Raw genomic sequence first — 13,715 nt, forward strand, 5'->3', positions numbered from 1 at the left:
TTCTTTCCTCCTTTATAAGCATCTTCGGATGCTTATTTTTTTGCCTTTATTTTTTATCTTTATCTTTTGGTTTACACTTATATCGATTTTTTTCGATATACAAATACACTCTAAAGTCGTATGCTTTTAGAGATGTCTATTTAAGGGTAATACTATGCGTACGCTTAACGATACCCAGTTCTCTATCCTCGAACTGGTTCCTGTTCGTGACGACAAGAGCATTCAATTCGCGCTGAACCATGCGCTGGAACTTGCCCAAACAGCAGAAAAATTGGGTTATCGCCGGATGTGGCTGGCAGAACATCATAATATGGATGGTATTGCCAGTTCAGCAACTGCAGTTCTCTTAGGCTATTTACTGGCGAATACCAAAACCTTAACTTTAGGCTCTGGCGGAATTATGTTGCCCAACCATGCACCGCTGGTCGTGGCTGAACAGTTCGGCACATTGGCGACGCTCTATCCGGACCGGATTGAACTGGGTCTGGGCCGTGCTCCAGGTACCGATCAAATGACCATGCGTGCCCTGCGTCGTGGCCGTCAGGAAACCGAAGATCAGTTTCCACAAGATGTTCTGGAAATTCTGCAATATTTTAAAGATCCAGAACCACATCAGCGTATCGTAGCGACGCCAGGTCAAAGTACGCACGTACCCGTATGGCTTTTAGGTTCCAGCCTGTTTAGTGCACAATTAGCGGCGAAACTTGGTCTACCTTATTCCTTCGCTTCGCATTTTGCCCCGCGTATGCTGGGTCAGGCCATTCAGCTTTATCGTGAAAACTTTGAACCTTCTGAATACCTGGATCGTCCTTATGTGTCGATGGGTGTACCGACCTGTGTCGCAGATACTGATGAAGAAGCAGAATATCTAGCGACTAGTGCCTATCAGCGGGTTTTATCACTGATTCGTGGACAAAGCCTGAAACTTAAAGCACCAATTGACTCCATGAAAGGTCTGTGGTCGCCGCCGGAAAAAATGTCAGTCGATAATTTCTTTGCCATGGCTCAGGTCGGCTCCAAAGAAACCGTTAAAGCTGGGCTAGAATCGCTTTTGGCTAAATATGATGTGGATGAGTTTATCTTTACTTGTGACATCTATGACACTGACAAGCGCCTGCACAACTTTGAGCTATTAATGCAAATTAAAAATGGTCAGTAAATGAGAGTTGCATCTACCTATTCTCAGCAATGGGTAGATGTTTTTCATCTTTAAAGATAAATTCTTAAAAGAAACATCTCAGTAAAAGTATTTTTATCGACCTCCTCCATTAAACAGCTTCTTCCCTGAACGAACACTTCACTTCATTTCCTTCATCCATCTCAGCAAGTTAAAAGTCATTCCTTTTGGATCATCTGTAAATCCATTTAGTCTTCAATAAAATCGGATTTTATATTTTGGTCAACTAGATGACTGTCTAAGTTAAATTTTTCACTTTACCCTGGCTTGAGTTTTTGTTTATATCTCATACAAAGAAAATTAATTATTAAATAAATTCAAGGAATTCTAATGTCTACCAAGCAGGATCCACACGCTGGTATTTTTGAAAATCGCCCCGAACATTTTCAGCAGTTTAATGGAATTAAAGTGCCCTCTTCCGAACTGTTAGAATTGGATTATGCAGATAAAGATATTGCGATTATTGGCACGGATCAGTTTACCGTGAGCCAGCTGGATAAAATCAGTCAACATGCCCGTTCGGTAAAAGTTTTCCAGATTAATCCTGCTTTTGTACTGCCCGGTTCCGACCGAATTCTGCAACGAATTATTAATCATCCATTGATTGGTAAAAATCGCCGCTTATTTAACAACCGGATTAAAAGCCTACTCTCTCTGCGGTTTTTAGAAAATCAGGTGCAGAATTTGTGGCTAAGACGCCAGTTAATGCCAAATCTTGCATCTTCCGGTAAAATTTATCTGAAATCAGATCATTATTATGCTGCCCTACAGCGTGAAAATTGCCAGCTGATTACCTGGCCGATTCTGAAAATTTCGGAAAATACGATTCATTGTATCAATGGCGAGCAGCATCCGGTTGATATCATTATTCACACTTATTTAGCATAAAGATAACTCACACTGGCGAGTAAAAATGAAAAATTGGTAAGCTAGTAATAAGATTTTAAATTACATGCCACGAACCAATTGATGATTTATTCAACAAAGTACTCAAAGAATACTATTAGGTATTTTTAAAAATGATACTTGATATTTTATTTAAATTATAAAACTCATACATTATTTCGATTAATCAATGCTTACTTGTAATTTTTAGCTATAAATCAAAGCCAAACTGAAGTTTGGCTCTGGTAGGTTTCTTAACCGATTCGACGTTTTAAACCGGTCATCTGCAACACACGTGTTGAGATTTCTTCAATCGACATTTCAGACACATTCAGGTACTTGATGCCTTCCGAAATATAAATCCCTTCAATCGCACGCAACTCCATCTGACACTGACTAAAGCTGGCATAACGGCTATTGGCTTTACGCTCAGAACGGATAGCTACAAGGCGTTCCGCATCAATCATCAGGCCAAACAGCTTGTTTTTATGCGGTCGCAACACGGCTGGCAGGCGGTTATCGTCCAAATCTTCTTCAGTCAGTGGATAGTTTGCTACGCGAATACCGAACTGCAAAGACAGATAAATAGAGGTCGGGGTTTTACCTGAACGCGATACACCAATCAGGATCAGGTCAGCTTTATCATAATGACGGGTACGTGCGCCGTCGTCATTGTCTAAAGCAAAATGAACAGCATCAATACGAGCTTTATAGGACTCAGAGTCGGTCACCGCGTGGGTCTGCCCGACTAAAGTTGTAGGAATCGTGCCTAATTCATCAGCCAACTTACTAATAAGCCCTTCAAATACATCGAGATTTACTGCATTTGCAGTATTAATAATGTCACGCACATAGGGATCAACTAGGGTATCAAATACCAGGGGTTTCTCACCGTCGATTTGAGCTCTTGCATTGATCTCTGCCACCACGTTTGTGGCCGCTTCTTCGGAGCTAATATAAGGGATAATATGAATGTCAAATTTCACATGCGGAAACTGCGCTAACAGCGAGTGTCCAAGGGTTTCAGCGGTGATGGCGGTACCATCTGAAATAAAGAAAACACTACGCTGAATTTGTTTACCTTCCGACATTAAAATTCTCCTCCAACATTTGTCTTAGTGCTATATAATCTTTATAGTAAACCGATCTTACATGACTGTCGCTTAGTAAAATCAAAAACCTAGATGATTTGCTATACTCTCATGCCGAGATAGTGATTAATACTGCAAAAGTGGAGTAACAACTTTGGAAGCGCGCGTAATTGGTCTGGAAAAATTAGGGAAGCACGACGTTGAGCTAGTCGGTGGGAAAAACTCATCACTAGGCGAAATGATCAGCCATTTATCAAATGCTGGTGTATCTGTGCCAGGTGGTTTCGCAACGACTGCCGATGCCTACCGTGAATTTCTCGAGCAAAGTGGCCTAAACGCTAAAATCAATGCAGAGCTTGCTGCACTCAATGTTGATGATGTGAATGCACTCGCTGAAACTGGCGCAAAAATTCGTCAATGGATTGTGGATACTCCACTTACGCCTGCATTAGAACAAGAAGTTCGTACAGCATTTGCAGAACTTTCTAACGGCAACCCTGACATCGCGGTTGCCGTTCGTTCTTCTGCAACTGCAGAAGATTTGCCGGATGCTTCTTTTGCCGGCCAGCAAGAAACTTTCTTGAACATTCGTGGTATCGATAACGTTCTGATCGCAATCAAAGAAGTGTTTGCATCTTTGTACAACGACCGCGCAATCTCATACCGTGTACACCAAAACTTTGCCCATGATGTAGTTGCCCTGTCTGCTGGTGTACAACGCATGGTTCGTTCAGAAACTGGCGCTGCAGGTGTGATGTTTACGCTAGATACTGAATCAGGCTTCCGTGATACAGTATTCATTACTGCATCTTATGGTTTGGGTGAAATGGTTGTTCAAGGTGCCGTCAACCCTGATGAATTCTATATTTCTAAACCGCTTTTAAATGCAGGCCGACACGCGATCCTTCGTCGCAACCTGGGTTCTAAGCACCAGAAAATGATTTATGGTGAAGAAGCATCTGCAGGTAAATCTGTCGTTGTCGTGGATGTTGAAAAAGCTGAACGCCAACAGTTCGCTTTAAACGACCAGGAATTACAAGAACTTGCTAAACAAGCGCTGATCATTGAAAACCACTACGGTGCACCAATGGACATCGAGTGGGCAAAAGATGGCGATGATGGCAAGATTTACATCGTTCAGGCGCGTCCTGAAACTGTAAAAAGCCGTGAAAATGTCGGCACCATGGAACGCTACCTGTTGAAACAACGCGGTACTGTGATCTGTGAAGGCCGTTCAATCGGTCAACGCATTGGTTCTGGTAAAGTCCGCATTGTGACGTCTATTAAAGAAATGGACAAAGTACAAGACGGTGATGTTCTTGTATCTGATATGACTGACCCGGATTGGGAACCAGTCATGAAACGTGCAGCTGCGATTGTAACAAACCGTGGTGGTCGTACTTGTCACGCAGCAATTATTGCACGTGAGCTTGGTGTTCCTGCAATCGTGGGTTGTGGTAATGCAACTGAAGTTCTTGTAGACGGTCAGGAAGTGACTGTGTCTTGTGCTGAAGGTGATACTGGCTTTATCTATGAAGGCGCACTAGATTTTGAAATTCAAAAGAATTCAATTGAGTCTATGCCTGCTCTTCCATTTAAAGTCATGATGAACGTGGGTAACCCGGATCGCGCATTTGATTTTGCTCAAATTCCAAACGCAGGTATTGGTCTGGCGCGTCTTGAATTCATTATTAACCGTATGATTGGTGTTCACCCGAAAGCATTGATCAATATTGACAGCCTTCCACGTGAAACACGTGCAGCAGTCATGGCGCGTACTGCAGGTTATGCATCTCCAATCGAATTCTATGTAGAGAAACTGGTTGAAGGTATCTCGACACTTGCTGCTGCATTTGCAGACAAGCCAGTCATTGTTCGCATGTCAGACTTTAAGTCTAACGAATATGCAAACTTGATCGGTGGTAAGTTATACGAGCCAGAAGAAGAAAACCCGATGCTAGGTTTCCGTGGTGCAAGTCGCTACGTTTCTGACAACTTCCGTGATTGCTTCGAACTTGAATGTCGTGCATTGAAAAAGGCACGTGATGAAATGGGTTTAACCAATATCCAGATCATGATTCCATTTGTTCGTACTGTTGCTGAAGCGAAACGTGTGATTGAACTTCTTACATTAAATGGTCTTAAGCGCGGTGAAAATGGCCTTAAAGTGATCATGATGTGTGAACTTCCAACCAATGCTTTATTGGCAGATCAGTTCCTTGAACATTTCGATGGTTTCTCTATTGGTTCAAACGACTTGACACAATTAACACTTGGTCTTGACCGTGACTCTGGTATTGTCTCTCACCTATTTGATGAGCGCGACCCTGCGGTTAAAGCGTTACTTTCTCTTGCAATTCAAGCATGCCGTAAAGCTGGCAAATATGTCGGTATTTGTGGTCAAGGTCCTTCTGATCACCCAGATCTTGCACAATGGTTAATGGAACAAGGTATCGACTCTGTGTCTTTAAACCCAGACTCGGTACTTGAAACTTGGTTCTTCCTGGCTGAAGAAAAAGTGCAAAAAGCATAAACAATTGTGAATAAAAAAGACCCTTTGATAGGGTCTTTTTTATGAGATAGATATTATGATTTATTGTTTTAAAATTGATAACTAAAGATCCAATCGAAAGCTAAACAATTGAATTTATAAATACAATTAAATCAAAGCTTATCAATACATGAAAACTGTAATGACAAACAAATACCAACAGTAAAGTCATGTCAAAATGGCAATAATAATGAATACACCTGTAATGTTCGGGAAGATATTTTTAAGAGTGGGGATCCTTGCAATTTTGTATGGGCGCATTTTTAATGAGAAATATGATTGAAAATCCTCAATTAATCTATATCTTACGATGAGAGGATGTTTGTTTTCAAAACAGAATTCAATACAATCTTGATCAAAGCTATTATTAGTTCACATTTATATATTGAGATTCAGTCTATATGCAGATTTACTTGGCCCGAAACAATCAACAAGCTGGTCCATATACGCTCGAGCAATTGAATCAGATGCTGGCGAATCAACAAGTCATGCTGACTGACCTGGCATGGCATCAAGGCATGACCGAGTGGAAAGCCTTAGGTGAACTTACCCAAGGAAAATCGGTATATCAACCCGAAGGTTATGTCGCTCCAGCAGTCACACCTGAAACGCCGGTATTCCAGAATAGCCAACCAACGACTTCGGCCTACTCACAGCCTCATACTCAAACAGCAACTCAAAAAAATGAACTTGCCAGTATTCCAAGCCGCATCCTGGCCAAAATTGTAGACGTATTACTGTGGCTACCAGCAACCTTCATTTTGACTGCTTTTTTTACGCCTGAACAGGAAACCCGGTTTGCTCAACTGAATGAAGAATTCATGAATGTTGTGCTGAGTAGCGATGCAGATCCTGCAATGGCTCAGCAATTACAGACTCAAATGTTTGAGATGTTTTCTCAGCAGGCGTGGCTTGCCACAGCGGTCTATTTGATTATCATGCTGGCCATTCAAGCCTTTCTGATTGCCAAATCAGGCCAAAGTATTGGTAAAAAGCTCACGAAAATTAAAATTGTAGATGCAGAATCAGGTGAAAAGCCCAGCCTGTTGCGCGCTTTTACTATTCGTAGCGTATTCTTCATATTTTTAAATATTGTATTTATGCCACTGAGTTTAATTATTGACTGGGCCTTCGGATTGGGCAAAAAACGTCAAACCTTGCACGATAAACTAGCAAAAACGAAAGTTGTGAAACAATAGCGCAGGAATACACAAAATGGGATGAATATCATCCCATTTTGATTACAGAACTTTGAAATTGAAATAAAATTCCCATAAATCCTCCCCAATCCAGACCAGCAAAATCGGTTTTTATTACAGGCATTTAAAGCGCCCTAGATATAGCTTAGTTCGTGAATCTCAGGCATAATGCCCTACAACGTAGCGGTGTATTGTGATTAATAGGATGTTTTGTAAAATTCAGCCTTTTTTGTCATATGCACTTTAATCGCTATCCCATATTAAATTAGGGAATGGGACTCTTCACCGAGGTTGTAAAATGAGACAAACGATTTTAGCTGTATTGTCTTTATCTGCGATGACTGCACTCTTGACCGGGTGTGGTGGTGATATGGTACTTCTGAACTCTAAAGGTCCAGTTGCAGCAGGTCAAAGTAACCTGATGATGACTGCGATTTACTTAATGCTTTTGGTGGTTATTCCATCAATCATCATGGCATTATGGTTCGGTTGGAAATATCGTGCATCGAATAAAGACGCAGACTATAAACCTACATGGGCACACTCTACTGCGATTGAAATTGTGGTATGGGGTATCCCTGTCATTATTATTGGTATTTTAGCTTGGTTAACTTGGTGGGGTTCCCACAAGTATGACCCATACCGTCCAATTGAAGCAGATAAAGCACCTTTAACTGTTCAGGTTATTGCTGAGCAATTTAAATGGATCTTCATCTATCCTGAGCAAGGCATTGCAACTGTTAACGAATTGCGTTTCCCAGAGCAAACTCCGGTAAGCCTTCGTTTAACCTCTAACTTCACGATGAACTCGTTCTTCATCCCGGCGTTAAGTGGTCAGATTTATGCAATGGCAGGTATGCAAACTCACCTTAACTTCTTAGCTGATGAAACTAGTCCAGCTGAAGGTTATCGTGGTTTCTCTTCAAACTATTCAGGCTATGGCTTCTCACAAATGCGCTTCCGTGCACATTCTGTGACTGATGCTCAATTTGCTGAATGGATTTCTGCTGTTCAGGCAGGAAACGGTACTTCAGTTAACCCTAATGCAGTACAAAAAACTGTTCTAGACCAAGCTGAATTTGCAAGCTTACGTGACGGTAACCGCGGTGTTCACCAGATCGAAGCGATTATTGCAAGAGCTAAGACTCCTGAAGAGAAGGCTGCTGCTGAAGCAATGAAGCCTTACCCTACTAAGCCACATCCTGTGACTTACTACTCTTCTGTAGAGCAAGGTTTGTTTGAATCTGTGATTCACAAGTATATGAGTAACTACCACGGTGCTGACCATTCAGCTCCTGTAGAAGCTGCAGCGACTGATGCTGTTGCTCATGAAGCGTCTGCTTCTGAAGCTCATGTAGCTGGTGAACATGCGACTGCTTCTCAAGGAGAATAAGACATGAGCTTCTTAGGTAAGTTAGGTCCGGATGCAATTCCTTACGATCCAATCGTATTGGCAACTGTTGCAATGATGATCTTGGGTGGTATCGCAGTTGTTGCCGGTATTACCTACTTCAAAAAATGGGGCTACCTGTGGAACGAATGGTTCACATCTGTAGACCATAAAAAAATTGGTATCATGTACCTGTTCGTATCGATCATCATGCTGGTGCGTGGTTTCGCCGATGCGATCATGATGCGTCTTCAGCAGTTCCTTGCAAAAGGTGGCGGCGAAGGTTATTTACACCCTGAGCATTACGATCAGATCTTTACCGCGCATGGCGTGATCATGATCTTCTTCGTGGCAATGGGTCTTGTTGTTGGTTTGATGAACATCTCTGTACCGCTTCAAATCGGTGCACGTGACGTTGCATTTCCATTATTAAACTCACTCAGCTTCTGGTTATTCGCCGGTGCTGCGGGTCTAATGATGGTGTCACTCGCGTTAGGTGAGTTCGCTGCAACAGGCTGGATGGCATACCCTCCACTGTCTGGCATTGAATACTCTCCAGGCGTAGGTATGGACTACTATATCTGGGCACTGCAAATTTCAGGTCTGGGTACGCTATTAACGGGTGTTAACTTCTTCGTTACCATCATCAAAATGCGTGCGCCTGGCATGAAACTTATGGAAATGCCAATCTTTACCTGGACATCTTTATGTACAGCAGTATTGATTATTGCGGCTTTCCCAGTGTTGACTGCAACAATTGCAATGTTAACGCTTGACCGTTACTTCGGTTTCCACTTCTTTACTAACGACTTGGGTGGTAGCCCGATGTTGTACGTGAACTTGATTTGGACTTGGGGTCACCCGGAAGTATATATCTTGGTATTACCAGCATTTGGTATTTACTCTGAAGTTGTTGCGACTTTCTCGCGCAAAGCATTGTTCGGTTACAAATCAATGGTGTATGCAACAGTAGCAATCACAGTATTGTCATTCGTTGTATGGGTTCACCACTTCTTTACCATGGGTGCAGGTGCCAACGTTAACGCGTTCTTCGGTATCATGACCATGATTATTGCGATTCCTACAGGTGTGAAAATCTTCTCTTGGTTATTCACCATGTACAAGGGTCGTATTGTTTACACTACTCCAATGCTATGGACACTAGGCTTCCTGGTAACTTTCGGTATCGGTGGTTTAACAGGTGTATTGATGGCGGTTCCACCAGCGGACTTCCTGGTACATAACTCTTTATTCCTGATTGCTCACTTCCATAACGTAATTATTGGTGGTGTAGTATTTGCGATGTTCGCAGGTATCATCTTCTACTGGCCGAAAATGTTCGGTTGGAGACTGAATGAGACTTGGGGTAAAGCAGCGTTCTGGTTCTGGTTCTTCGGTTTCTACTTTGCGTTCATGCCACTTTATATCCTTGGTTTCATGGGTATGACACGTCGTTTGAATACATTTGACAACCCAGAATGGGACCCGTATGTAAATATCGCGATGTTCGGTGCAGTTCTAGTTGCACTGGGTATTCTATGTTTCATTCTGCAAATCGTGGTTGGTTTCTTACAACGTGACCAACGTCTGGATTTGACTGGCGATCCATGGGATGGTCGTACCCTTGAATGGGCGACATCTTCTCCTGCTCCGTTCTATAACTTTGCTCATCTTCCAAAGATCAATGGTATTGATACTTTCTGGATCGAGAAAGAAAATGGTGTTGCGTATGCAAAACCAACGAAGTACGAAGATGTTCATATGCCAACTAACCGTGCTGCCGGTTTCGTTATCGCGATGTTCATCACTGTTATGGGCTTCGGTTTAATCTGGCACATCTGGTGGTTAGTAGTTGTTACGTTCCTTGCTTCTATCATTAGCTTCATCGTGTCTTCTTTCACCAAGAAAGTGGATTACTATGTTCCAGCTGCTGAAGTTGAGCGTATTGAAAACGAACGCTATGCGATTCTTGAAAAACACTTGAAGAAGGACTAAGACAATGGCTGAAGTACTTCATCACGATAACCACGGACACGATGAGCATCATCATCACGATGATACTGACATCACCGTCTTTGGTTTCTGGACTTACTTGATGAGTGACCTTGTCCTGTTCGGTACACTCTTCATTGCGTTCGCTGTTTTGAGTAGCCACATTCCTGTGGATACTCCAAGTGCGAGAGACCTGTTTGGCGACTCTTTAGGTTTCGTTCTTACTGAAACCTTCGCCCTATTGATCTCTTCTGTAACCTTTGGTTTTGCAGTTCTTGCTGCATACAAAAAAGACGTTGCAAAAGTACTGACTTGGTTAGCGATTACTTGGGTATTCGGTGCTATCTTCATCGGCATGGAACTATATGAGTTCAATCACTTAGTTCATGCTGGTCACGGTCCAAGCACAAGTGCGTTCTTATCTGCGTTCTTTACTTTGGTAGGTACGCACGGTATTCACGTAACTTCTGGTCTGGTCTGGATGATCGTGCTTATGGTTCAAATCAAGAAATATGGTTTGACTCTTGCAAACACGCGTCGTCTAGCTTGCCTAAGCTTGTTCTGGCACTTCCTTGACATCGTTTGGATCTGTGTATTCAGCGTAGTTTACTTGATGGGAGTTCTGTAATGAGTCACGATCATAACGCTGCTGGCGAATCACACGGTAACGTTAAGCAATATACCGTTGGCTTCATCCTTTCTGTCATCCTTACCGTAATTCCATTCGGTATGGTAATGGCAGGCGGTTTTGGCCGTGGTATCTTAATTACTGTCATCGCGATTACTGCGGTTGCTCAGATTCTTGTGCAGTTAATTTACTTCCTGCATATGAACTCTTCTTCAGAGCAACGCTGGAACGTGATTGCATTCGTGTATACCATCTTAACTATCGCTATTCTTTTAGTGGGTTCTGTATGGATCATGAATTACCTACACTACAACATGATGATCTAAACTGGTCGTCATGCTGAAAAAGTATTTATTCCTGACTAAGCCAGGAATTCTCTTCGGTAACTTTGTTACCACTTTGGGTGGCTACTTCGTAGCCACTCAAGGTTCTGTAGATTTCCTTCTCCTGCTTATTACCCTTCTCGGTACTACGCTTGTCGTAGCATCAGGATGTGTGGTCAATAACGTGATTGACCAGGACATCGACCAAAAAATGCAGCGCACCCAAAACCGTGCTCTGGTCACCAAAACCATTTCCGAACCTGTTGCCCTGGCCTTTGCCCTGGTATTAGGCATCGCTGGTTTTAGTCTTTTATGGTTCTGGGTAAATGCGTACGCTTTCTTATTCGCGGTGATTGGTTTTGTCGTATATGTTGGTTTCTACAGCCTATGGACAAAACGAACCACAATTCATCAAACTGTTGTAGGCAGTATTTCTGGTGCAGCTCCGCCTGTCATTGGTTATACCGCAGTGGCCAATCAATTTGACCTCGGTGCGTTACTGATCTTTTTAGGTTATGCGCTATGGCAAATGCCTCACTCATGGGCGATTGCGATTTACCGCTTTGATGATTACAAAAATGCAGGCATTCCGATCTTGCCTGTGGCACGTTCGATTCATCGTACCAAGATTGAATCACTGGTTTATGTGGTGTTATTCACGCTGACCATGAATGCGTTATTTGTCTTTGGTTATGCCAACTGGTTCTATGCAGTGATTTTAAACTTACTGTGCATTTACTGGTTGTATATCGGTGTCATTGGATTTAAAGCTGAAAATGATCAACTTTGGGCAAAGAAATATTTCTTGTTCTCGGTGATCCTGATTACTGTCATCAGTATTATCTTTAGCTTTACCTCAACTGCGCCATCTACACAGATTGTGTTTTTTTAAAAAGATAGAGTTAGTCTCTATCTTTTTTTATTTTGATTTTCCTATCCCCCATTCCAAGTATCTGTAGAGTAGAATCAAAATCTCTGCTTTAGAACCTCCCTCTCTTTTCTTATCTCTGATAAATTTACCGTTTTTTGGTTTTAGCCTGACATTGATAATGTGTATGCAGATTTTAAGTTAGAGAAAGCCACTTGATATTCTCAATAGTACATTTGCTGAATTTAAGCAGTCGAACCCTGCTGTTTTAAAGTTAATGTGGTTTTCTATTAAAAGATCTGACTATAGATATAATTTCGCAAAAATGTCTTATTTGGTTGAAATTATCCCTAAAGATCACTACAATTCCCCCTTCGCAAACACTGCGACACAACTTTGGTTGTGACTCCTTGCTTCAATTTACTTAAATTGGGGCTGTCCAAACCGTAAGGAGCTGACAATGCGTCATTACGAAATCGTACTTTTAGTACACCCTGATCAAAGCGATCAAGTAGTTGGTATGGTAGAACGCTACCTAACTCACATCAAAGAAGCTGAAGGTCAAATCCACCGTCTTGAAGACTGGGGCCGTCGTCAATTGGCTTACCCAATCAACAAGATCCACAAAGCTCACTACATTCTTATGAATGTTGAGTGTGGTCAAACTACTCTTGATGAGCTTGAAGAATTGTTCCGTTATAACGACGCAATCATTCGTAGCCTTATCATCCGTCGTGAAAACGCTATCACTGAAGAGTCACTATTGGCGAAGAGTGCTGAAGAAAAACGTGCGCGTAAAGCTCAACGTGAAGAAGCACAACACGCTCAAGACTCTGCTGAAGCTTAAGGAGAACATAACATGGCACGTTTTTACCGTCGTCGCAAGTTCTGCCGCTTTACAGCTGAGAACGTTACGTACATCGACTACAAAGATATCGACACTTTAAAACAGTACATCACTGAAAACGGCAAGATTGTTCCTAGCCGTATTACAGGTACTAAAGCTCGTTACCAACGTCAATTAGCGTTAGCTATCAAACAAGCTCGCTACTTGTCTTTGATCCCTTACACTGACAATCATAAGTGAGGTTGAGCTGTGGATATTATCTTATTACAACGCATTAAAAACCTAGGTAAACTAGGCGATAAAGTTTCAGTTAAAGCTGGTTACGGCCGTAACTTCCTTATCCCTCAAGGTAAGGCTGTTGCTGCAACTGAAGCAAACACTGCTGCTTTTGAAGCTCGTCGTGCTGAACTTGAGAAAGAAGAAGCTGCTATCTTGGCTGCTGCTCAAGCACGTGCTGACCAATTGAACGAAGTGAACATCGTTATCACTGCGAAAGCTGGTGATGAAGGTAAACTATTTGGTTCTATCGGTACTCGTGACATCGCTGACGCGTTGACAAATGCTGGTCTAGAAGTAGACCGTGCTGAAGTACGTCTTCCAAATGGCGCGCTTCGTCACACTGGCGAATTTAACATCGCAATCCAATTGCACCATGATGTTACTGCAGAAGTTCTAGTTACTATCGTAGCTGAGTAATTTCTCGCCTCAAAAAGAGCATGCGAAAGCATGCTCTTTTTTTATCTCTAAAAAATATAATCTAGCCA

Annotated in this window: 13 protein-coding genes; 12 read left to right on the top strand and 1 reads right to left on the bottom strand. The window is 42.2% G+C overall.

Translation table 11 applies throughout. The features are described from left to right. The first annotated feature begins 154 nt into the window (after positions 1-154). Complete coding sequence (locus tag F894_RS09380; RefSeq protein WP_004645403.1) at positions 155-1,159, top strand: LLM class flavin-dependent oxidoreductase; 1,005 nt, start codon at positions 155-157, stop codon at positions 1,157-1,159. Between the two features lie 348 nt (positions 1,160-1,507). Then, on the top strand, positions 1,508-2,065 hold the full coding sequence (locus tag F894_RS09385) for an NAD(P)/FAD-dependent oxidoreductase (protein ID WP_005247262.1): 558 nt from the start codon (positions 1,508-1,510) through the stop codon (positions 2,063-2,065). A 251-nt stretch (positions 2,066-2,316) separates the two neighbouring features. Here the strand turns inward: F894_RS09385 and F894_RS09390 are convergent, their stop codons facing one another. Next, entirely contained in the window at positions 2,317-3,153 is an 837-nt protein-coding gene (locus tag F894_RS09390; protein ID WP_004278781.1) for a posphoenolpyruvate synthetase regulatory kinase/phosphorylase PpsR, read from the bottom strand. Positions 3,154-3,307: 154 nt separating this feature from the next. On the opposite strand from F894_RS09390, the gene ppsA reads away from it, so the two are divergent. The 10 genes from ppsA (at position 3,308) to rplI (ending at position 13,647) form a co-directional block, all read left to right on the top strand. Beyond that, on the top strand, positions 3,308-5,686 hold the full coding sequence (gene ppsA, locus F894_RS09395; RefSeq protein ID WP_005247264.1) for a phosphoenolpyruvate synthase: 2,379 nt from the start codon (positions 3,308-3,310) through the stop codon (positions 5,684-5,686). A gap of 419 nt (positions 5,687-6,105) precedes the next feature. Next, complete coding sequence (locus F894_RS09400; protein WP_005247265.1) at positions 6,106-6,903, top strand: RDD family protein; 798 nt, start codon at positions 6,106-6,108, stop codon at positions 6,901-6,903. A 298-nt stretch (positions 6,904-7,201) separates the two neighbouring features. Next, positions 7,202-8,296 carry a ubiquinol oxidase subunit II gene (gene cyoA, locus F894_RS09405; protein WP_005247266.1) on the top strand — a complete coding sequence of 365 codons (1,095 nt, stop codon included), beginning with the start codon at positions 7,202-7,204 and terminating at the stop codon, positions 8,294-8,296. A 3-nt stretch (positions 8,297-8,299) separates the two neighbouring features. Beyond that, positions 8,300-10,288 carry a cytochrome o ubiquinol oxidase subunit I gene (gene cyoB, locus F894_RS09410; protein ID WP_005247267.1) on the top strand — a complete coding sequence of 663 codons (1,989 nt, stop codon included), beginning with the start codon at positions 8,300-8,302 and terminating at the stop codon, positions 10,286-10,288. Positions 10,289-10,292: 4 nt separating this feature from the next. Next, positions 10,293-10,913 (top strand): cytochrome o ubiquinol oxidase subunit III, encoded by a 621-nt coding sequence (gene cyoC, locus F894_RS09415; protein ID WP_005247268.1) that lies wholly within the window; start codon positions 10,293-10,295, stop codon positions 10,911-10,913. After that, positions 10,913-11,239 carry a cytochrome o ubiquinol oxidase subunit IV gene (locus F894_RS09420; RefSeq protein ID WP_004645410.1) on the top strand — a complete coding sequence of 109 codons (327 nt, stop codon included), beginning with the start codon at positions 10,913-10,915 and terminating at the stop codon, positions 11,237-11,239. Before cyoC ends, F894_RS09420 begins: the two co-directional genes overlap by 1 nt. Before the next feature lie 10 nt (positions 11,240-11,249). After that, complete coding sequence (cyoE, locus tag F894_RS09425) at positions 11,250-12,128, top strand: heme o synthase (RefSeq protein ID WP_004645412.1); 879 nt, start codon at positions 11,250-11,252, stop codon at positions 12,126-12,128. A 436-nt stretch (positions 12,129-12,564) separates the two neighbouring features. Continuing rightward, the gene (rpsF, locus tag F894_RS09430; protein ID WP_004278789.1) at positions 12,565-12,951 is read left to right on the top strand and encodes a 30S ribosomal protein S6; all 387 of its coding nucleotides are present in this window, start codon (positions 12,565-12,567) and stop codon (positions 12,949-12,951) included. 12 nt (positions 12,952-12,963) lie between these two features. Next, on the top strand, positions 12,964-13,191 hold the full coding sequence (rpsR, locus tag F894_RS09435) for a 30S ribosomal protein S18 (protein WP_004278792.1): 228 nt from the start codon (positions 12,964-12,966) through the stop codon (positions 13,189-13,191). 9 nt (positions 13,192-13,200) lie between these two features. Next, a complete protein-coding gene (gene rplI, locus F894_RS09440) occupies positions 13,201-13,647 on the top strand; it encodes a 50S ribosomal protein L9 (protein WP_004278793.1) in 447 nt (148 codons plus the stop codon). The last annotated feature ends 68 nt before the right edge of the window (positions 13,648-13,715 follow it).

Origin of the sequence: Acinetobacter sp. CIP 51.11 (assembly GCF_000369665.1) — a bacterium.
In the GTDB taxonomy this organism is placed as follows: domain Bacteria; phylum Pseudomonadota; class Gammaproteobacteria; order Pseudomonadales; family Moraxellaceae; genus Acinetobacter; species Acinetobacter lwoffii_S.

Bases quoted from the DNA above. Each gene is read 5' to 3' on its own strand.
- F894_RS09380 (WP_004645403.1), top strand. From the start codon at position 155: ATGCGTACGCTTAACGATACCCAGTTCTCTATCCTCGAACTGGTTCCT.
- F894_RS09385 (WP_005247262.1), top strand. From the start codon at position 1,508: ATGTCTACCAAGCAGGATCCACACGCTGGTATTTTTGAAAATCGCCCC.
- F894_RS09390 (WP_004278781.1), bottom strand. From the start codon at position 3,153: ATGTCGGAAGGTAAACAAATTCAGCGTAGTGTTTTCTTTATTTCAGAT.
- F894_RS09400 (WP_005247265.1), top strand. From the start codon at position 6,106: ATGCAGATTTACTTGGCCCGAAACAATCAACAAGCTGGTCCATATACG.
- cyoA (WP_005247266.1), top strand. From the start codon at position 7,202: ATGAGACAAACGATTTTAGCTGTATTGTCTTTATCTGCGATGACTGCA.
- cyoB (WP_005247267.1), top strand. From the start codon at position 8,300: ATGAGCTTCTTAGGTAAGTTAGGTCCGGATGCAATTCCTTACGATCCA.
- cyoC (WP_005247268.1), top strand. From the start codon at position 10,293: ATGGCTGAAGTACTTCATCACGATAACCACGGACACGATGAGCATCAT.
- F894_RS09420 (WP_004645410.1), top strand. From the start codon at position 10,913: ATGAGTCACGATCATAACGCTGCTGGCGAATCACACGGTAACGTTAAG.
- cyoE (WP_004645412.1), top strand. From the start codon at position 11,250: ATGCTGAAAAAGTATTTATTCCTGACTAAGCCAGGAATTCTCTTCGGT.
- rpsF (WP_004278789.1), top strand. From the start codon at position 12,565: ATGCGTCATTACGAAATCGTACTTTTAGTACACCCTGATCAAAGCGAT.
- rpsR (WP_004278792.1), top strand. From the start codon at position 12,964: ATGGCACGTTTTTACCGTCGTCGCAAGTTCTGCCGCTTTACAGCTGAG.